The following is an 18,633-nucleotide window of genomic DNA, read 5'->3' on the forward strand; positions in this document are numbered from 1 at the left end:
CACGCCTCGGCAGGCCGCTGACACGGAGGAGAAACCGGTGAGAGCACTGCGCTGGACGGGCGCGACGGCCGCCGCCCTGTTCGGGCTGTCGGCCTGTGGCACCGTCGCCCCCGGCCCGGGCGCCGCGCCGTCCTCGGCGCCGTCCGGTTCGACGAGGGTGGCCGGACACCCCGAGGCCCCCGACTGCCCCGAGCCGCCGGAGGTGTCGTCACCGCCGCGCCGGGTCGTCACGATGGACGGCGGCGCGGCCGCGATCCTGGAGCGCCTCGGCGTCGGCGACCGGATCGTCGGCACCGCCGCGCCCGACTTCTTCAAGGCGTTCACCGGGGACGAGGCGAGGAAGCTGGCGAGGATCCCGGTCCTGGACCCCGGCCGGGGCAACGCGGAGAAGGTCATCGCGGCCAGGCCCGACCTCGTCGTCGGCATCTCCGCCTACAGCTTCGGCGGGTTCGACGGAACGCCGACGACCCAGCGCCTCGCCGCGGCCGGGGCCCAGTCGCTGGTGGCCTGCGACACCGACCCGGACGGTCCGGTCGAGGACCTGTCCCGGACGACCACGTTCATCGAGCGGGTGGCGGAGGTCTTCGGGGTGGAGGACCGGGGCGCCGAACTGATCGACGAGATCGAGGCGTCCGCCGACCGGGCGGCGGACGCGTCCGGGCGCCCGGTGCGGGTGCTCGCGCTCTCCGCGCCGCCCGCCGCCGGGCAGCCGGTGATGGCCCAGGGCGGCAGCGGCCTGTCCAACGGCATCATCACCCTGGCCGGTGGCGAGAACATCGCCGGGGACGCGCTCCAGGACTTCACCACGCTGAGCGCCGAGGAAGTCACGGAACGCGACCCGCAGGCGATCGTGGTGATCTCCGGGTTCGCCGAGGGCAGCGACGCCGACCTGCTGGAGTCGGTCCGCGACAGCCCCGTACTGGCCGGGACGACGGCGGTGAAGGAGGACCGGCTCGTCGTGGTGAGGCAGAGCGTGCTGCTGTCGCCGAGCGTCCTCAACGGGGACGCGGTCACCACGATCGCCGAAGGCATCCGGAGATGACCGGCACCGCACTCGCCCGGCCCCGGAACAGCGGCCTGCTGGGCGGGCTCCCCCTGGTGGCCGTCCTGCTCGCGCTGCTCGCCGCGCTGATCGTCTCCTCCCTGGTCGCCGTCGGCCTCGGACCGGTGTCCATCCCGCCCGGCGAGGTGGTGTCCGTCGTCGGCGCCCACCTCGCCGGAGGGGACGCGCCGGGCCCGTCCGGCTTCATCGTGTGGGAGCTGCGCGTCCCCCGGGTGCTGCAGGGCGTGGCCGTCGGCGCCGGGCTCGCGGTGGCCGGACTGCTCACCCAGGCGATGGTCCGCAACCCCCTCGGGGAGCCCTTCGTCCTCGGACTCACCTCGGGCGCCGGTGCCGGGGCGGTCCTGGTGCTGACCGGCTTCGGCGCCGGGGCCGCCGGGCTGCTCACCCTGCCGCTGGCCGCCTTCGTCGGCGCGCTCGCCGCCGCCCTCGCCGTGTTCGCGTTCTCCCGGACGCACGGGCGGATCCACCCGGGCCGACTGGTGATGACGGGCATCGCCACCGGTCAGCTCCTGGCCGGGGTGATCTCGTTCCTGCTGCTGCGCACCCAGGACGTCGACGCCCAGCAGCAGATCCTGTTCTGGATCCTCGGCAGCCTGGCCGGTGCCCAGTGGCCGCTGGCCCTGACCTGCTCGGCCGTCGTCCTGGCGCTGGTCCTGGTCTCGGCGGCCGGGGCCGGGCGGCTGAACCTGCTGGTGCTCGGCGACGACGGGGCCGCGTCGCTCGGGCTGGACGCCGCCCGGCTCCGCGCGGTGCTGCTCGGCGTGGTGGCGCTGCTGACCGGCACGGTCGTCGCGGTGTCGGGCAGCATCGGGTTCATCGGGCTGATCGTGCCCAATCTGACCCGTTCGCTGGTGGGCGCCGACCACCGTCGCGCGCTGCCGGTGGCGGCGCTGCTCGGCGCGCTCCTGATCGTCTGGGCGGACACGGCCGCACGGCTGGTGCTCGCCCCGACCGAGCTGCCGATCGGCATCCTCACCGCGGCGATCGGCGTCCCGCTCTTCCTGATGATCCTGCGGCGCGGCGCGGCGGGAACGGCGGTGCCGTCATGAAGCTGGTCTTCGAGGACGTCACCGTCGGCTACGGCGGCGCGCCCGCCGTACGCGACGTCAGCCTGACGATCGCCGAGGGCGAGTTCGTCGCCGTGGTCGGCCCGAACGGCAGCGGCAAGTCCACCCTGCTCAAGACCGTCTACCGGGCGCTCCGGCCACGGGCGGGGGCCGTGCTGCTCGGCGGCGAGGACGTGTGGACGACCCCGCACCGCGAGGTCGCGCGACGGGTCGGGGTGCTCGCCCAGGACCAGGACGGCGGCTACGACTTCACCGCGCGGGAGCTGGTCCGGCTCGGCCGCTACCCGCACCTGGGCGCCTTCGACCGGCTGTCCACGGCCGACGAGGCGGTCGTGGCGGACGCGCTGGGGCGCACCGGTGCCGTCGCGTTCGCGGACCGGCGGCTGTCCACGCTCTCCGGCGGGGAACGGCAGCGGGTGCTGCTGGCCCGGGCGCTGGCGCAGCGACCCCGGCTGCTGGTGCTGGACGAGCCGACCAACCACCTCGATCCGGCCCATCAGATCTCCGCGCTGGGCCTCGTCGCCTCGCTCGGGATCACGGTGGTGGCCGCGCTGCACACGCTGGACCTCGCGGCCCGGTACGCCACGACGGTCGTCGCCCTGAAGGACGGCGGGATCGCGGCCGCCGGAGCGCCCGCCGAGGTGCTGACCCCGGCCGTCTTCCGCGAGGTGTTCGAGGTGGACGGCAGCGTGGTCCCGGACCCGGTCGACGGACGGCCCCGGGTGCTGCTGAGGGAACTGCGGGGGAGGGCGGGCTGAAGCCGGCGCGCGGTGGTGCGGTGTCCGTGGGACGGGCCCGGCCCCACGGGATCCCGCTCGCGCCCGCCCACCCCGGTCAGTGGAGTGAACTGGGTCACATGCCGTCACGGCGGCCGGTGACGCGGTGACTCAAGGCCGAACCCCTGAAACGGAGGAGACGCCATGACTGGGCAAACGCGTGTGGTCGTGATCGGTGGCGGATACGCGGGCGTGATGGCCGCGAACCGGCTGACCCTGCGGGACGACGTGACCGTGACGCTGATCAACCCGCGCCCGGAGTTCGTCCACCGGGTCCGCCTGCACCAGCTGGTGGGCGGTTCGGACGACGCGGTCGTCGCCTACCGGGACGTACTCGCCGGGCGCGTCCGGTTGGTGGTCGACACCGTGACCCGGATCGACGCGGCCGACCAGAGCGTGACGCTGACGGCCGGAGGCACGCTCGACTACGACTACCTGATCTACGCCGTGGGCAGCGGCAGTGCCGGAACGGCGGTGCCCGGGGCAGCCGGGTTCGCCCATCCGATCGCCACCCTGGAGGAGGCGCGGCGGCTGCGCGTGGTCCTCGACGCCGTGCCCGCGACGGCTCCGGTGACGGTGGTCGGCGGCGGTCCCTCCGGCATCGAGACCGCCGCCGAACTGGCGGAGCGGGGCCGCCGGGTGACGCTGGTCTGCGGCGGTGCCCTCGGCCCGTACCTGCACGCGCGGGGACGGCGCTCGGTCGCGAAGCGGCTGGCCGCGCTCGGAGTGACGGTCCTCGACGGCTCCGGCGCGAAGGTGACGCGGGTGACCCGGGACGCCGTGCGGCTCGCCGACGGCCGTGAGCTGCCGAGCGGGGTCACCGTCTGGACCGCCGGATTCGGCGTTCCCGACCTGGCCGCGCGCAGCGGGCTGAGCACCGACTCCATGGGCCGGCTGCTCACGGACGAGACGTTGACGAGCGTGGACGCCCCGCGCGTCGTCGCGGCCGGGGACTCGGCGGCGCCGTCCGGGCTGCCCCTGCGGATGAGCTGCCTCAACGCGGCGCCGCTGGGCGCGCGGGCCGCCGACACGGTGCTCAGCCGTCTCGCCGGTGAGCAACCGGAGAACCTTCACCAGGGCTTCTACGGTCAGTGCGTCAGTCTGGGCAGGAGGGCGGGGATCTTCCAGTTCGCGAACCGGTCCGACGTCGCGGTGTGGCCCCACATAGGCAAGGGCCTGGGAGCCAGGATCAAGGAACGCGTCTGCGCGGGCATCCCCGGGCACCTGGCCAAGGAGGCGCGCAGGCCCGGTGCGTACGGGCTGCACCGCGTACGGGGCGGCGTCGCCAAGCGTCGGCGGCTGCTGCGCGCCCACCGTGCCGGGCACCCGGCCGCCGCCGACCGGGCGGTCTGACCGGTGCCCGCCGAGGAGAACCCGCGGTGGAGGGACGGGTACGCGGTCGGACGCCGACCGCGAAGGACGAGGAGAGGGGACGGGAGATGAGCGACGGCGCCACCCGACCGGAGACCGAGGCGTTCCTCGCCTACCGAAATCTGCTCTTCACCGTCGCCTACGAGATGCTCGGATCGGCCGCCGACGCCGAGGACGTCCTGCAGGAGACATGGCTCCAATGGGTCAGGGCCGACCGGGGACAGGTGCGTGACCAGCGCGCCTTCCTGGTCAGGATCACCACCCGCCAGGCGCTCAACCGGCTGCGCACCGTCAAACGCCGACGGGAGACCTACGTCGGCTCCTGGCTGCCCGAGCCGCTGCTCACCGCGCCGGACGCGGCCGAGGACGTCGAGCTGGCCGAGAGCCTGTCGATGGCGCTGATGCTCGTCCTGGAGACGCTGTCGCCCACCGAGCGGGCCGTCTTCGTACTGAGGGAGGTCTTCGACGTCGACTACGACGAGATCGCGGCCGCCGTCGGCAAGAACTCCGCGGCCGTCCGCCAGATCGCCCACCGCGCCCGTCAGCACGTCGCCGCCCGGCGCCCTCGCCGGTCGGCTTCCCCGCGCGAGGGGCGGGCGGTCCTGGAGTCGTTCCGCCGCGCCGTCGAAACCGGGGACGTGCGAGCCCTCTTGGGGGTGCTCGCGCCGCAGGTCGTCCTGATCGCCGACGGCGGCGGCGTCAAACACGCCGTGCGGCGGCCGGTCACCGGCGCCGAGCGGGTGGCGCGCGTGTTCGTCGGCGGCAGCGGAAGAGCCGAGGGCACGATCACCACCGAGCCGACCGTGATCAACGGCGCCCCGGCACTCCTCGTCCGGCTGGACGGCGAGATCGACGGCGTCCTGGCGATCGGTGTCGAGGACGGCCGCGTCACCGACCTCTACTACGTCCGCAACCCCGAGAAGCTGTCCCGCGTCACGTCCGCGACCGGGCTCGCTTTCCGCTGACGCCTTCGGCTGGTGCCCGGGACACCGGGCGGTCCGGCGACCGTCCCCGCTCCGGCGCTTCCGGGGCCGGGACGGTCGCCGCCGTCGTGGTCACCAGCCCCGGGCGCGCCACTCCGCGAGGTGGGGGCGCTCGGCGCCGAGCGTGGTGTCGTTGCCGTGGCCGGGGTAGACCCAGGTCTCGTCGGGCAGCGTGCCGAAGAGCTTGGTCTCCACGTCGTCCAGGAGGCTGGTGAACGCCACCGGGTCCTGACGGGTGTTGCCGACGCCCCCGGGGAAGAGGCAGTCCCCGGTGAACACGTGCGGATGCCCGTGCGGGTCGTCGTAGACCAGGGCGATCGACCCGGGGGTGTGGCCCCGCAGATGGACGGCGCGCAGCGCGACCCGGCCGACCCGCAGGGTGTCGCCGTCCTCCACCGGCACGTCCGTCGGGACCGGGACGCCCTCGGCGTCGTGGCGGCCCGCGTAGGTGCGGGCGCCGGTCGCGGCGACCACCTCGGCGAGGGCCTGCCAGTGGTCGGCGTGCCGGTGCGTGGTGACCACGGAGGCGATGCCGTCCGCGCCGATCAGGGTGAGCAGGGTCGACGCGTCGGCGGCGGCGTCGATCAGCAGTTGCCCGCCGGTGGCGCGGCAGCGCAGCAGATAGGCGTTGTTCTCCATCGGGCCGACCGCGACCTTGGAGATCATCAGGTCCCGCAGTTCGTGCACGTCCGCGGGTCCGCCGACCTTCACCACTCCGCTGTATGCCATGGGCCCAGCCTACTCAGCGCCCCTCCTGCCGGGGCCGGAAACCGGGAGCCGAGGGGGGAGTGGGCGCGGGCCGTGACCCGGCCGGTGCGGTGCCGTGGGGGAGGGGAACCGGGTGTGCCGGGCCCGGGCGGGCGGAAGCGGCCCGTCCGTCCGTCCGGGCGGTCGGCGGCGGAGGTCTCAGAGGCCCGGCAGCGCCGGGAGCGGTCCGCCGGTGACGGTGAGCGCCGTCCCGTCGCGGCGTCCGGCCAGCCAGCCGACGAGGTCGGCCTGCCGTCCGGTGACGGTGAGCGGGGTCCCGGTGCGGCTCCCGGTGGGGACCATGCGTCCGTCGTCCTGGCGGATGAGCACGGCGGGGACGCCGTCGAGGCCCCGGAACCGCTCCGCCAGGAAGAGGATCTCCTGCTGGACGAACGTGGCCGGGAGGTCCTCCAGCTCGTAGCCGACGCCTAGGTCGACGTGGTGGAGTTCCACCTCCACCAGCCGGCGGAAGGGGACGCGGGAGGCCGTGTCCGTGACCCCGTTGCGCAGCTGTACGGTGGCCGACCAGTCGGTCCGCTCCGCGGCGGTCGCGGCCAGCCGTCCGGCGCTCTCGCGCACGTCCTTGAGGTGGGTCTCGGGGTCCCGTCCGGAGTCCCGGTCGATGTCGGCGTCACGGGCCTCGGCGCTCTCGTACATGGGGCGTCCGGTGAGGACGTTCACGAGCGCGTCGGCGTTGCGGGCGAGGTGGGCGAGGACATGGCCCCGCGTCCAGCCGGGCAGCCGTGACGGCGCGGCCGTCGCGGCGTTGTCCAGGGAGGCGACCGAGACGAGGAGCCGTTCGGTCGCGTCACGTACCGCTTCCAGATCGCGTACATGATCATTCATGGCAACGACGATAGTCCCGCCACACGTTCGAGTGAAGGTGGCGTCCCACGGCCGGAAATCGAATGCACGTGCTATAAGGTCGGGTGGAGCATCGGGCATGCTTGAGAGACGGGGTCGCGCTCCGAGCGCCCCACCCAGCAGAACCGCCCATCGCTGACGGCGGCCCCCACAGTCCGGGAGGACGGGGGCCCCGCCCCTGTCGCTTCACTCAAGAAAGGTGCGGACCGGCGTGGCCGACCGTCTCATCGTCCGTGGTGCACGCGAGCACAATCTGAAGAACGTCTCGCTCGACCTGCCGCGTGACTCGCTCATCGTCTTCACGGGTCTGTCCGGGTCGGGCAAGTCGTCGCTCGCCTTCGACACGATCTTCGCGGAGGGCCAGCGCCGTTACGTGGAGTCGCTGTCCTCCTACGCCCGGCAGTTCCTGGGGCAGATGGACAAGCCCGACGTGGACTTCATCGAGGGCCTCTCCCCGGCCGTCTCGATCGACCAGAAGTCCACCTCCCGCAACCCGCGCTCCACGGTCGGCACCATCACCGAGGTCTACGACTACCTGCGGCTGCTCTTCGCGCGGATCGGCAAGCCGCACTGCCCCGAGTGCCGCCGTCCCATCGCCCGGCAGTCCCCGCAGGCCATCGTGGACAAGGTCCTCGAACTGCCCGAGGGCAGCCGCTTCCAGGTGCTGTCGCCGCTGGTGCGCGAGCGCAAGGGCGAGTTCGTGGACCTCTTCGCCGACCTCCAGACCAAGGGCTACAGCCGGGCCCGGGTCGACGGCGAGACGATCCAGCTCGCCGAGCCGCCCGTCCTGAAGAAGCAGGAGAAGCACACCATCGAGGTGGTCGTCGACCGCCTCACCGTCAAGGACGGCGCCAAGCGGCGGCTCACCGACTCCGTGGAGACCGCCCTCGGCCTCTCCGGCGGCATGGTCGTCCTGGACTTCGTGGACCTCCCCGAGGACGACCCCGAGCGCGAGCGCATGTACTCGGAGCACCTCTACTGCCCCTACGACGACCTGTCGTTCGAAGAGCTGGAGCCGCGCTCCTTCTCCTTCAACTCGCCCTTCGGCGCCTGCCCGGAGTGCACCGGCATCGGCACCCGGATGGAGGTCGACCCGGAGCTCCTCGTCCCCGACGAGGACAAGTCCCTGGACGAGGGGGCGATCCACCCCTGGTCCCACGGGGCCACCAAGGACTACTTCGGGCGGCTGGTGGACGCGCTCGCCGACGCCCTCGGCTTCCGGACCGACATCCCCTGGCGGGGCCTGCCGCAGCGCGCCAAGAAGGCCCTGCTGAACGGCCACCGCACCCAGATCGAGGTCCGCTACCGCAACCGCTACGGCCGCGAACGGGTCTACACCACCGCCTTCGAGGGCGCCGTGCAGTTCGTGAAGCGGCGGCACAGCGAGGCCGAGAGCGACACCAGCAGGGAGCGCTTCGAGGGCTACATGCGCGAGGTGCCCTGCCCCACCTGCGCGGGCACCCGCCTCAAGCCGATCGTCCTCGCCGTCACGGTGATGGAGAAGTCGATCGCCGAGGTCTCCGCCATGTCCATCAGCGACTGCGCCGAGTTCCTGGGCCGCCTCAAGCTGAACGCCCGCGACAAGAAGATCGCCGAACGCGTCCTCAAAGAGGTCAACGAACGCCTCCGGTTCCTGGTGGACGTGGGCCTCGACTACCTCTCGCTGAACCGCGCGGCGGGCACCCTCTCCGGCGGCGAGGCCCAGCGCATCCGGCTGGCCACCCAGATCGGCTCCGGCCTGGTGGGTGTGCTGTACGTCCTGGACGAGCCCTCGATCGGCCTCCACCAGCGCGACAACCACCGGCTGATCGAGACCCTGGTGCGACTGCGCGACATGGGCAACACGCTCATCGTGGTGGAGCACGACGAGGACACCATCAAGGTCGCGGACTGGGTCGTCGACATCGGCCCCGGCGCCGGTGAGCACGGCGGCGAGGTCGTGCACAGCGGCCCGCTGGCCGAACTGCTGGCCAACGACGCCTCGGTCACCGGCGCGTACCTCTCCGGCCAGCGGAGCATCCCGCTGCCCGACCTCCGCCGCCCGGCCGACCCGTCCCGGCGGCTCACGGTGCACGGCGCCCGCGAGAACAACCTGCGGGACATCGACGTCTCGTTCCCGCTCGGCGTCCTCACCGCCGTCACCGGGGTCTCCGGCTCCGGGAAGTCGACGCTGGTCAACGACATCCTCTACACCCACCTGGCCCGTGAGCTGAACGGCGCCCGGAGCGTTCCCGGACGGCACACCCGGGTGGACGGCGACGACCTCGTCGACAAGGTGGTCCACGTCGACCAGTCCCCGATCGGCCGGACCCCCCGCTCCAACCCGGCCACCTACACCGGGGTCTTCGACCACGTGCGCAAGCTGTTCGCGGAGACCACCGAGGCGAAGGTGCGGGGCTACCAGCCCGGCCGCTTCTCGTTCAACGTCAAGGGCGGCCGCTGCGAGAACTGCTCCGGCGACGGCACCATCAAGATCGAGATGAACTTCCTGCCGGACGTCTACGTCCCCTGCGAGGTCTGCCACGGCGCCCGCTACAACCGGGAGACGCTGGACGTCCACTACAAGGGCAAGTCCATCGCCGAGGTGCTGGACATGCCCATCGAGGAGGCGCTCGGCTTCTTCGAGGCGGTGCCCGCCATCGCCCGCCATCTGCGCACCCTGCACGAGGTCGGGCTCGGATACGTCCGCCTCGGGCAGCCCGCGCCGACCCTCTCCGGCGGCGAGGCCCAGCGGGTCAAGCTGGCGAGCGAACTCCAGAAGCGCTCCACCGGACGTACGGTCTACGTGCTCGACGAGCCCACCACGGGCCTCCACTTCGAGGACATCAGCAAGCTGATCACCGTACTGTCCGGGCTGGTCGACAAGGGCAACACGGTGATCGTGATCGAGCACAACCTCGATGTGATCAAGACCGCCGACTGGGTCGTGGACATGGGCCCCGAGGGCGGCAACGGCGGTGGACTCGTCGTCGCGGAGGGCACCCCCGAGCAGATCGCCTCGGTCCCGGCCAGCCACACCGGCAAGTTCCTCCAGGAGATCCTGGGCGCCGAACGGATCGCCGAGGCGGCGCCCCCGGCCCGCAAGCGGAAGACGGCGGCCAAGGCCCCGAAGACGGCGGCGAAGGCTCCGGCGGCCCGCAAGACCGCCGCGCCGCGCGCCACCCGGGCCCGCAAGGCGTAGCCCCGAGCGGCGCCCCGGTCCCTGGGCGCCGCTCGGGACGGCCCGGCGGCAGGTGTCCCCGGGCCCGCCGGGTGCGTGCCGACCGTTCTCCGGTCCACCGGGTGCGTGCCGACCGATCCCGGCCCGCCGGGCCCGTCCCGGACGATCCCGGTCCGGGCCCGTCCCGCCCGCCAGCCGGAAGGCGGCGGCCCGGACAGACCCGGAGGGTTTGGACCCGGCGGCCCATCCGGGCCGGCGGCCGGGGCGACCCGGCGTTCCCGGTCTCTCCGAGGAGCGCCGGGACCACGGGTCGGTGGGGTCACTGGGCCCGTCGGGGCCGCCGACGGGCCGCTCAGGGAAGCAGGTCGGACGCCCGGGGCGGATCCGCGCCCGGACGGCCGCAGGTGGCCGCCGCCGCCCGGGCCGCGAAGCCGAGGACGTCCCTCCAGACCTCCTCCGGCAGCCCGGCCAGCGCGGCGGCCGACAGCGCGCCGTGCTCCGCCAGCCGGTGCAGCAGCGCCGCCGTCACCGTGTCCCCGGCCCCGATGGTGTCCACCACCCGCACCGGCACGGCGGGCACCGCCACCTCCCCGAGGTCCCGGGTGTACACGGACAGCCCGTCCCCGCCCCGGGTCAGCACCACCGCCGAGGGCCCCGCCGCCAGCCACTGCCCGGGGGTGCCGCCCAGCCACCCGGCGTCCTCCAGGGACAGCTTCAGCAGCCCCACCGACGGCAGCCACGACCGGAACCGCGCCCGGTGCGCGTCCGCGTCCGGGATCAGGGCCGGACGGACGTTGGGGTCCAGCACGGTGAGGACGCCCCCGGCCGAGGACCGCCGCAGCAGGTCCTCGTAGGCGGTGGCGCCCGGCTCCAGCACCAGCGAACAGGTGCCGAAGGAGACCGCCCGGGTCCCCTCCGGCAGCCGTTCCGGGGCGCTGAACAGCCGGTCGGCCGTACCCTCCACGTAGAACGCGTACCGGGCGGAGCCGTCCGTTCCCACGGTGGCCAGCGCCAGGGTCGTCGGCTCGGGCCCGCGCGCCACCCCCGACACGTCCACCCCCGCCGCGCGCACCCCGTCGAGCAGCGCCGTCCCGTAGGCGTCGGTGCTCAGCCGGGACAGGAACGCGGCCGGGGAGCCGAGCCGTCCCAGCGCCACCGCGGTGTTGTACGGGCCCCCGCCGGGCCGGGGGGCCAACGGCGCCCATGGACCCGGGTGTCCGGGCACCAGGTCGATCAGGGCCTCTCCGGCGACGACGATCACGTACGGGTCCTTTCCGTCCTCACGGTTCCGCGCCACGGTCCGCCCGGCCGGGCGGGTCGGCCGGTCCTGCCCGCCCGCCCGTCCGCCTGCCCGCCTGTCGGTCGGTCGGTCGGTCGGCCGGTCGACCGGGTCGGCCGTCGGCCTCGCGCGGCCGGTCGGCTCCCCGACCGGCCCGGTCCGTACCGCAGGGTACGCGCGCGCCCCGGACCGCCCCAGGGTCCCCGCCCGGGTCCCGGCGTGCCCGGGCCACCCCGGGCCGGTGGGCGGGGGCGGCCCCGGTAGGGTCGAAGCGACAGCCGCCGTGGGCCCTCGGGTGCCCGGTGACCTGCCCGAAACCCATGGAGCCGCCATGTCAGCCCACTCGACCCCGAGCCGCCGATCCCTGCTGCGGGGAGCGGCCGTCGTACCGGTGGCCGGGGCGGGGGCCGCCGCCTGCTCCACCGAACGGATCAAGCGGGCCCCCAGCCCCACCCCGACCGCGCCGGTCGACCTGGGTCCGGAGAGCGGGGTGGCCAAGGGCGCCACCCGGCTGTTCACGTCGGAGCGGGTCGTCGTCACCCGGGCCGAGGACGGCGCCCTCACCGCGTACGGCAGCGTCTGCACCCACGCCGGATGCGCCATGCGGGAGCTGAAGGGCACCACCCTGATCTGTCCCTGCCACGGCAGCCGGTTCGACGCCACCACCGGCGAGGTGCTCCACAGCCCGGCGACGGTACCGCTGCCCCCGGTCCCGGTCCGGGTCGAGGACGGCAAGCTGATCGCCGGTCCCGAAGCCTGACCGGACAGCCGGACAGCCGGACAGCCGGACAGCCGGACAGATCAGTCAGACGGTCTGACAGTCGGACGGTCCGACCCGGTCGCCCACGAATCGCGCGCCGGACCCCGGTACCCCGGGCGGACCGCCCCGGGCCCGGTCGGCCCACGAGTCGGGCCCCGGACTCAGTCCCAGTCCCAGGTGATGCCCAGCAGTCCGGCCCGCACCTGCGGCTCCACGAAGTGCACCGAGCGGTGGCGACCGCTGAGCGGCAGCTCCCGGCGCCCACCGCGCGGGGCCGCCGCCGACTGCTGGGCGAACCGGTGGCAGCGCACCGGCAGGGCCTCCTCGGCGAAGCTCACCTGGAGCAGGTACTGCCCGCCCGCGAAGCTGAACCCCCGCAGGTACTCCTCGGACGCGCCCGCCGTGCCGTCCTCGAAGGCGTAGCGGAATAGATGGGTCTCACCGCCCCGCAGCACCGTGTCGAACAGGAACTCCGCGACCAGCACCCCCGTCCCCGCGTGCCAGCGCACCCGGCCCGCGCGGCAGTTCTCCAGCGCGCGGACGCCGACCCGTTCGGGCGCGCACCCCGGGTCGCCGTGGTGGATGGCGACGTACCGGTCGACCCCGTCCCGGTGGGCCCGCACCACCTGGTGCGACTCACGTCCGAGCAGCTCGCGACGGGTGCCGATGCGCACCCGCTCGTGGTGGCCGACGCTGTGCAGCCCGCCGTCCAGCGGCGCCTCCAACTCGCCGAGCAGCCGCTCCAGGACGTCCGACGCCTCCACCAGGGAGCGGTAGGAACGGGCGGCCGGGCGCCCCTGCCCGCCGGTGCCGTCCGGCTGGGCGAGCAGCCTGATCAGGGACTCCTCGGGCAGCCGCAGGATCTCCTCCAGCGCCCGCACCGCCCGCAGCGACTCCGGGCGCCGGGGCGTGCGGGCGCCCTGTTGCCAGTAGCTCAGACTCGTCACCCCGACCCGGACGCCGAGCCGCGCCAGATGGTGCTGCACGCGCTGGAGCGACAGGTCACGCGCGCCGATCGCGGCCCGCAGGGCGATGTGGAAGGGGCCCGCCCTCAGCACCGTCGCGAGTTCCTCGGCGAGCGCGTCCTCCTCGGCGGGAGCGTCGGACGGGGGTGTGCCGTGCCGCATCAGGGGCCCCTTCTGTGAATGTCCACAACGGCCCGGCCGGTCGCCGGAACCGGGGCCGGGGGTGACCTGGTCGTCCTCCCCGGACCGTTCACATGTGCGCACCCCCGTTCACGCACGAGCGTTCCCCGCATTGAAGCGTGTTGACCTGCACTGGACAACACTTGATGCTCAACCCCAGCGTCCGGACGCGCTCCTCCGCTCACCCATCCCCATGGGAGGAACGCGATGCGCAACAGAACCCCCCGCACTCCCCGAACACGGCGCCCCGCGCTGCTCGCGGCGGTCACCGCCGCCGTGGCGGCGGCCGTGCTCACCGCCCCCGCCGCCCAGGCGGCACCCCCCTCCACCGCCCCCGTCCCCGTGGCGGCGGCCGACGTCGCCGCCCCCGGCGAGGTCTCGGCCCTCGCCACCAAGCGGCTGAACATCACCATGCAGGCCCAGCAGAAGACCAACTGGTGCTGGGCCGCGGCGGGCAACACCATCGCCGCCTGGTACGGCCGCTCGTACTCGCAGAACCAGTTCTGCAACGCCGCCTTCGGCCGCTCCCAGGCCACCGAGTGCCCCAACTCGCAGGCCACCCTGGCCAACGTCCAGACCGGACTGCGCTGGACGGGCGTCAGCCCCGGCTCCTATGTGAACGGCTGGCTGCGCTACCCCGTCCTCCAGGGCGAGATCAACGCCAACCGGCCCGTGGAGACCCGCATCCAGTGGTCCTCCGGCGGCGGCCACATGCACGTCCTGTACGGCTACGACGACTCCGGCAGCTGGGTCTACTGGGGCGACCCCTGGCCCAGCAGCAACCGCTACAGCTGGGCCTCGCACTCCTGGTACACCAACAACTCGACCTTCAGCTGGACCCACTCCCTCTACCGGATCGGGGCGTGAGCACGGTGCGACGCACGACACGACGGCTGACGGCGGCCCGGACGGCCGCCCCGCGCACCACCCTCGTCCTCTGCGCGGCGGCGCTGCTCACCGGTCTCGCGGCCCCCGTGGCCACCGCCGACGACGGCTCCCCGGCGACCGGACGGGCCGCCGCGGCGGCCGCCGACAAGGCCGCCGCCAGACCCGAGGTCATCGACACCCTCACCCGGTTCTTCGCCCAGGACGGCGCCGGACGGGCCGGAGCGGCACGCGCCGGAGCCGCCCGGGGCGAACCGGAGGTCGAGGCCGGCGCGGTGCCGGTGCGTCATCTGTCCCCCGACTTCGTCGCGGGCAGGAAGGGCGCCCCGATCGCCGTCCCCGTCTTCCACGCCAGCCGCGCGGTCGCCCCCGACGGCCGCGAGGCGTCCCTGTGGACGGCCCGCCACGAAGGCCGCTGGCAGGTCGTGAACATCGCCACCGGGGACGACGAGACCCGGTACGCGGCCCTCGGCGAGCGGAAGCTGCCGGGCGGCACGGTCTTCCAGGAGCCGCAGATCGGCGCCTGGTACGTCCAGCGCGGCGACCGCGTGGTGCCGCTCGACGGCCAGGCCCGCCGGGCGGTCGGCGCCGACGGGGCCACGCTCGCGGAGTACCGCGCGCACGTCCGGCGCTCCTACGGCGACAAGCTGGGCGGCTCCGCCTACGCCAAGTCCGGCAAGGCGGGCGGCTACGGAGCCGGCGCGGGCGCGGCGGGGTCCGCCGCCGAGGGCGCCCGCCCCGCCGACGGCGCCCCCGCGCGGTCCGCCGGCACCGCGCCCGCGCTCCGGGCCGACGCCGGTGCCACGGCGACGAGCGGCGCCCTGAGCGTGCCCGTCGCGGTGGCCACCGGCGCCGCCGGGGTGGGGCTGCTCGCCCTGCTGCTCTGGGCCGGGTCCGCGCTGCGGGGCCGTACGGCGCCCGTCGACCGCCGACCCTGACCGGGCCGCCCCGGGCGCGCCGCCCCGGCGCACCCGGGGAGCGGGTCCGGGCGGTCCCCTCCGCCCGGACTCCCCCCCGCCCCCGGCTCCCCCGGCGGACCACCGAACCCGCCGGGGGAGCGGGGCCGGGCCCACGCGGCCGGGCCCGGGACCGGACACCCCGGCCCCGCGCCCGGCCCCCGCGCGTCCCCGGTCCGTCGCCCGGCGACCGGCCCAAGCCGTGGCCGGACGGCCCGCTGACGCCCGGGCCGGAGCCATGCCGCCGCCCCTGCCGAAGTTCTCCGCCGACCCCGTCGGAACCTCCGCCGACCACCTGGCCGGAACCCCGGCTGTCGGTGCCCGCCAGCAGGGTGTGAGACATGGCAGACCCGTCTGCGTACAAGATCGACGAAGTTCTACCGGGCAGGTCAGAGACCGATCCCGGACAGCTTCGACAGCCTCAGCAGTTCCGGGTTGCTGCGCCGGTGGAGTGAGGTGAGAACCCGGAACACTTCCCGCCCCATGGGGTGGATGCGAGCCATCTGTGGGGCGACGTTCCACGCGATGCTCAGGTTTTTCAGCGCTCCGTCGCGGTCCCCGGTGTCGAGCTGTGCCCGTGCGACGTTGATGTGAGTCGGGGCCACCCGGGTGGGCGGCAGTCCGTCCAGTGCCTCCGGGAGGTCGTCCGTCAGCGCCAACGCGTCGTTCGGCCTGCCGAGATCCACGTAGGTGGCGAGTCGGTGAAGCTGCGTGTTCTGGGGTCCCACGGTCAGACCCAACACGTCCTCGTCTCGGTTGCCGAGTCCGGCGGAGGCGGCGACGGCGGAGCGGATATGGCGCTCGGCCTCACGCCGTGCCTCCTTCTTGTCCCGCAGACGGCCCGCCAGGGTCATGCCTCGTAGATTGAGGATGCACACGGCGGTGTCCCGTTCCGTCCCGCTGAGCGCCCCCTGTGCCTCCGTGAGCGCGCGGTCGACGATGTCCAAGCCGCGCTCGATGTCACCGAAGTTCAGATAGGTGCCCGCGCGGTCCCGCGCGGCGACGGCCGCCGCCAATGCCGTGGGGCGCTGTTCCACAGCCCACCGCTGCCGCGTCACCGCCAGTTCCGCCATGTCCATCCAGCGGTGCCGGGCGGCGAGCCAATAGACCGTGCTGTAGACCTGGGAAAGGTCGGTCCAGGCCGCTGCGTCATGGGCTTCCAGCGCATTCGTCGTGGCGTCCCTGAGCAGCTTCGGCAGCACTGCCAGAAGCTGGGTGACCTTCATGCCCTTGCGGTACTCATGGGCCATGGTCATATCGGCGGCCAGCTGCCCGTCTGGGAGCCGTTCGCGGTCGGGGAGGTCATAGTCACGCAGGGCGGCCCGTAGGGCTGTGAGAGACCGCTTCTCGGTGTTCGTCACGGTGGCTTTGCCCATCACCTCCGCCATGGTGATGCCCATCGACCGGCCGAGGGTGGCGGCGACGGCGGGAGTGAGGGTTCTGTCCCCGATCTCGATCTTGGACAGCAGAGAGAGCGAAACGTTCGCCTTGCTGGCCAACTGCCTTTGAGTCAGGCCACGGGCCTTCCGGAGCACCGCCAGGTTCTCGCCGGGCGCAAGCTCCGCCGTGCTTTCGGGTCCGTCGGTAGTGCTCATGGGCTCAGTCTTCCTCACGGAGTCGTCGCTACGACCATGCTCACAGGTCCGGCGGGTACCCGCACAGGGGCTGTGCAACCCGTGTGCAATTCGCCGTGGAACCAAGGCCGTTAACTGTGTGACAGAGCCAGTCAACGACGAAGCGACGGTGGACACGATGAGACCGGGGACGGGCTGGGAGCCAGGGGCGGCGGTCTACGACCAGAGAACTCAGACGGTCGGCGCCGTGCACGCACGGGACGGGAACGCGCTGATCCTCAAGCGTCCGTCCGGCTTGCAGCGGCGCGCACTGGTCGTGGGAGTACGGGACGCAACCGACAGGGAGAAGCTCCAGCTTCGGGCGTTGGCACAGCACCACGCCAACGCGACGGGTCTGGCCAGGCTCAGCCGGTATCTGCGGGAGAAGGCCCGGTGAGCCGCTTACGGGGCTGGAAGGTCACCAGTGACGGAACGTTCTGGGGCGGAGTCCTGGCCCTGATGATCTGGGGGACGTGCCTTGTACTCCTGGTGATGGCTCTCGTAGCGGGGATCGCCACCGGCAGCCCCTAGGACTCCCATCCCCGCTGATCAGGCCGCGCGGCGGGGCCGGGGCATGAGTCCGGTCGGCCTGTGACCACTCGGTACGGCCGGGCCCGAGCAAGCGCAGTGCACTACTCCACACAACAGGAGGTTTTGCACGATGAGCACAGTAGTCGAGACGCGGACGCGTGATCCGCGCACCATCCTGAACGCGCTGGAAGAGCGCGTTCCCCACCTCGTCGCAGATGTGGGAGTGGCCGATCTGTGGGAGCGGGAGGTTCGTCTCCTCCTCCGGGACAGCGTGGCCGTGCGCAGCCTCGCGGAACGCATCCTCGGCCAGGGCATCGCCTACGTCGTCACCGCGATGGAGAACCCCGGCACCGACATGGGCGTCGGGTACACCGTGGACATCGGTGTTCATCAGCTCATCCTCGACACGCCCCTGTACTTCGCCCTGTGCGACGCGCACAACGGCGGCCGGTACAAGCATCACGCCCCGCTGATCGAGCGGCGTCGTGACGGCGTGGTGGCGCGGACGGCCGAACTGATCCGCGCGGCCGGGTTCGCCGTCGATGACGAACTGTGGGAGACCGACGCGTCCGACTGCTCCCCCTGCAACGACAAGGTCCCCGACAGCCACTGAACCGGCGCTACAGTTCCTGCCCCTGCCTTCCTCCGGGAGGGTGGGGGCGCAGCACTGCCGTACCTCCGACACGTGAAGGACGCTCCGTTGCCCGCACGACACGACCTCGACAGCGAACGCGAACTCTGGGACACCTACGCCGAGAGCACCCGGAAGGACGTGTTCGAGTCGGAACCCGTCTTCCGGTGGACGCAGTACGTCGGACACGGGCCGGGCCCCGAACTCCTCGGCACCCCGGAGTCCGTCCTCGAAGTCGGATGCGGCACCGGCCGCGCCCTGGCATACCTCGCCCAGCAGGGCATCAAGGCAACCGGCGTCGATATGTCTCCGGTCATGGTGGCGAATACCACTGAACGATGGGGGCCCATGGGGGTCCAATTCGTGTGTGCGGAGGTTCTTTCCTACCTGACCGAAACGACGGAGACCTATGATGCGGTCTATTCGATGTTCGGTGCCGTCTGGTTCACCGACCCGGCCAAACTGCTCCCGCTGATCGCTGACCGGTTGAATCCGGGCGGCGTGCTTGTATTCGCCCACCCCCCGGCCATTCCCGGCGCGTACGGACCACAGGGGATGTACAAGGGTGGATTCGCGGGCAAGGCGATGTATACGTACCGCTACAGCTACACGCTCCGAAAATGGGAAAGCCTATTGCTCAGGGCTGGATTCCGGGAAGCGAAGGTGCACGAACTGGAGGCCCCGACGCAAGGCCACATCGGGACCCTGATCGGTCGCGCGGTACGGGACTGACGGACGGCGTGCACATGAGTGCGGGCCTCGACCGGGGAGGTTTCCCCGGCGGACCACCGAACCCGTAGGA

18 protein-coding genes are annotated in these 18,633 nt (G+C 73.1%); 13 read left to right on the forward strand and 5 right to left on the reverse strand.

Translation table 11 applies throughout. The annotated features are described in order from the left end of the window. Positions 1-37: 37 nt before the first annotated feature. The 5 genes from ACVWNX_RS27025 to ACVWNX_RS27045 all read left to right on the forward strand — a co-directional run bounded on the left by ACVWNX_RS27025 (position 38) and on the right by ACVWNX_RS27045 (position 5,242). On the forward strand, positions 38-1,042 hold the full coding sequence (locus ACVWNX_RS27025; protein ID WP_454410701.1) for an ABC transporter substrate-binding protein: 1,005 nt from the start codon (positions 38-40) through the stop codon (positions 1,040-1,042). Further along, entirely contained in the window at positions 1,039-2,112 is a 1,074-nt protein-coding gene (locus ACVWNX_RS27030; protein WP_454410703.1) for a FecCD family ABC transporter permease, read from the forward strand. Before ACVWNX_RS27025 ends, ACVWNX_RS27030 begins: the two co-directional genes overlap by 4 nt. Further along, positions 2,109-2,888 (forward strand): ABC transporter ATP-binding protein, encoded by a 780-nt coding sequence (locus tag ACVWNX_RS27035; protein WP_454410704.1) that lies wholly within the window; start codon positions 2,109-2,111, stop codon positions 2,886-2,888. The genes ACVWNX_RS27030 and ACVWNX_RS27035 overlap by 4 nt, the downstream gene beginning before the upstream one ends. A 162-nt stretch (positions 2,889-3,050) precedes the next feature. Continuing rightward, positions 3,051-4,259, forward strand: a complete 1,209-nt coding sequence (locus ACVWNX_RS27040; protein ID WP_454410706.1) for an NAD(P)/FAD-dependent oxidoreductase — start codon at positions 3,051-3,053, stop codon at positions 4,257-4,259. An 86-nt stretch (positions 4,260-4,345) separates the two neighbouring features. Further along, positions 4,346-5,242, forward strand: a complete 897-nt coding sequence (locus ACVWNX_RS27045) for an RNA polymerase sigma-70 factor (protein ID WP_454410707.1) — start codon at positions 4,346-4,348, stop codon at positions 5,240-5,242. Positions 5,243-5,332: 90 nt separating this feature from the next. Here the strand turns inward: ACVWNX_RS27045 and ACVWNX_RS27050 are convergent, their stop codons facing one another. Next, entirely contained in the window at positions 5,333-5,989 is a 657-nt protein-coding gene (locus ACVWNX_RS27050) for an MBL fold metallo-hydrolase (protein ID WP_454410709.1), read from the reverse strand. Positions 5,990-6,166: 177 nt separating this feature from the next. Then, positions 6,167-6,853 (reverse strand): maleylpyruvate isomerase family mycothiol-dependent enzyme, encoded by a 687-nt coding sequence (locus ACVWNX_RS27055; protein ID WP_454410710.1) that lies wholly within the window; start codon positions 6,851-6,853, stop codon positions 6,167-6,169. A gap of 229 nt (positions 6,854-7,082) precedes the next feature. Between ACVWNX_RS27055 and uvrA the strand changes: the two genes are divergently transcribed. After that, positions 7,083-10,052 carry an excinuclease ABC subunit UvrA gene (gene uvrA, locus ACVWNX_RS27060; RefSeq protein ID WP_454410712.1) on the forward strand — a complete coding sequence of 990 codons (2,970 nt, stop codon included), beginning with the start codon at positions 7,083-7,085 and terminating at the stop codon, positions 10,050-10,052. A 331-nt stretch (positions 10,053-10,383) separates the two neighbouring features. Here the strand turns inward: uvrA and ACVWNX_RS27065 are convergent, their stop codons facing one another. Then, the gene (locus ACVWNX_RS27065) at positions 10,384-11,292 is read right to left on the reverse strand and encodes a carbohydrate kinase family protein (RefSeq protein WP_454410714.1); all 909 of its coding nucleotides are present in this window, start codon (positions 11,290-11,292) and stop codon (positions 10,384-10,386) included. A 349-nt stretch (positions 11,293-11,641) separates the two neighbouring features. Here ACVWNX_RS27065 and ACVWNX_RS27070 point away from each other — a divergent pair, with 349 nt between their 5' ends. Further along, positions 11,642-12,070 carry a Rieske (2Fe-2S) protein gene (locus ACVWNX_RS27070; RefSeq protein ID WP_454410715.1) on the forward strand — a complete coding sequence of 143 codons (429 nt, stop codon included), beginning with the start codon at positions 11,642-11,644 and terminating at the stop codon, positions 12,068-12,070. 161 nt (positions 12,071-12,231) lie between these two features. Here ACVWNX_RS27070 and ACVWNX_RS27075 read toward each other — a convergent pair whose 3' ends face one another. Then, positions 12,232-13,197, reverse strand: coding sequence for a hypothetical protein (locus ACVWNX_RS27075; protein WP_454410717.1), 966 nt, complete (start codon positions 13,195-13,197; stop codon positions 12,232-12,234). Between the two features lie 225 nt (positions 13,198-13,422). On the opposite strand from ACVWNX_RS27075, the gene ACVWNX_RS27080 reads away from it, so the two are divergent. Then, positions 13,423-14,082 (forward strand): papain-like cysteine protease family protein, encoded by a 660-nt coding sequence (locus ACVWNX_RS27080; protein WP_454410718.1) that lies wholly within the window; start codon positions 13,423-13,425, stop codon positions 14,080-14,082. 5 nt (positions 14,083-14,087) lie between these two features. Continuing rightward, the gene (locus ACVWNX_RS27085; protein ID WP_454414959.1) at positions 14,088-15,038 is read left to right on the forward strand and encodes a hypothetical protein; all 951 of its coding nucleotides are present in this window, start codon (positions 14,088-14,090) and stop codon (positions 15,036-15,038) included. A gap of 407 nt (positions 15,039-15,445) precedes the next feature. Here the strand turns inward: ACVWNX_RS27085 and ACVWNX_RS27090 are convergent, their stop codons facing one another. Next, positions 15,446-16,651 carry a helix-turn-helix domain-containing protein gene (locus tag ACVWNX_RS27090; RefSeq protein WP_454410720.1) on the reverse strand — a complete coding sequence of 402 codons (1,206 nt, stop codon included), beginning with the start codon at positions 16,649-16,651 and terminating at the stop codon, positions 15,446-15,448. Between the two features lie 157 nt (positions 16,652-16,808). Between ACVWNX_RS27090 and ACVWNX_RS27095 the strand changes: the two genes are divergently transcribed. The 4 genes from ACVWNX_RS27095 to ACVWNX_RS27110 all read left to right on the forward strand — a co-directional run bounded on the left by ACVWNX_RS27095 (position 16,809) and on the right by ACVWNX_RS27110 (position 18,563). Further along, the gene (locus tag ACVWNX_RS27095; protein WP_454410722.1) at positions 16,809-17,066 is read left to right on the forward strand and encodes a hypothetical protein; all 258 of its coding nucleotides are present in this window, start codon (positions 16,809-16,811) and stop codon (positions 17,064-17,066) included. Next, positions 17,063-17,200: a hypothetical protein gene (locus tag ACVWNX_RS27100; protein ID WP_454410724.1), complete on the forward strand. Its 138-nt coding sequence runs from the start codon at positions 17,063-17,065 to the stop codon at positions 17,198-17,200. Before ACVWNX_RS27095 ends, ACVWNX_RS27100 begins: the two co-directional genes overlap by 4 nt. Before the next feature lie 130 nt (positions 17,201-17,330). Further along, complete coding sequence (locus ACVWNX_RS27105; protein WP_454410725.1) at positions 17,331-17,813, forward strand: hypothetical protein; 483 nt, start codon at positions 17,331-17,333, stop codon at positions 17,811-17,813. An 87-nt stretch (positions 17,814-17,900) separates the two neighbouring features. Continuing rightward, positions 17,901-18,563, forward strand: a complete 663-nt coding sequence (locus tag ACVWNX_RS27110) for a class I SAM-dependent methyltransferase (protein WP_454410727.1) — start codon at positions 17,901-17,903, stop codon at positions 18,561-18,563. The last annotated feature ends 70 nt before the right edge of the window (positions 18,564-18,633 follow it).

Source organism: Streptomyces sp. JNUCC 64, assembly GCF_054484115.1.

Coding starts and splice junctions, on each gene's coding strand:
- ACVWNX_RS27030 (WP_454410703.1), top strand. CDS start 1,039: ATGACCGGCACCGCACTCGCCCGGCCCCGGAACAGCGGCCTGCTGGGC.
- ACVWNX_RS27035 (WP_454410704.1), top strand. CDS start 2,109: ATGAAGCTGGTCTTCGAGGACGTCACCGTCGGCTACGGCGGCGCGCCC.
- ACVWNX_RS27040 (WP_454410706.1), top strand. CDS start 3,051: ATGACTGGGCAAACGCGTGTGGTCGTGATCGGTGGCGGATACGCGGGC.
- ACVWNX_RS27045 (WP_454410707.1), top strand. CDS start 4,346: ATGAGCGACGGCGCCACCCGACCGGAGACCGAGGCGTTCCTCGCCTAC.
- ACVWNX_RS27050 (WP_454410709.1), bottom strand. CDS start 5,989: ATGGCATACAGCGGAGTGGTGAAGGTCGGCGGACCCGCGGACGTGCAC.
- ACVWNX_RS27055 (WP_454410710.1), bottom strand. CDS start 6,853: ATGAATGATCATGTACGCGATCTGGAAGCGGTACGTGACGCGACCGAA.
- ACVWNX_RS27070 (WP_454410715.1), top strand. CDS start 11,642: ATGTCAGCCCACTCGACCCCGAGCCGCCGATCCCTGCTGCGGGGAGCG.
- ACVWNX_RS27075 (WP_454410717.1), bottom strand. CDS start 13,197: ATGCGGCACGGCACACCCCCGTCCGACGCTCCCGCCGAGGAGGACGCG.
- ACVWNX_RS27080 (WP_454410718.1), top strand. CDS start 13,423: ATGCGCAACAGAACCCCCCGCACTCCCCGAACACGGCGCCCCGCGCTG.
- ACVWNX_RS27090 (WP_454410720.1), bottom strand. CDS start 16,651: ATGAGCACTACCGACGGACCCGAAAGCACGGCGGAGCTTGCGCCCGGC.
- ACVWNX_RS27095 (WP_454410722.1), top strand. CDS start 16,809: ATGAGACCGGGGACGGGCTGGGAGCCAGGGGCGGCGGTCTACGACCAG.
- ACVWNX_RS27105 (WP_454410725.1), top strand. CDS start 17,331: ATGAGCACAGTAGTCGAGACGCGGACGCGTGATCCGCGCACCATCCTG.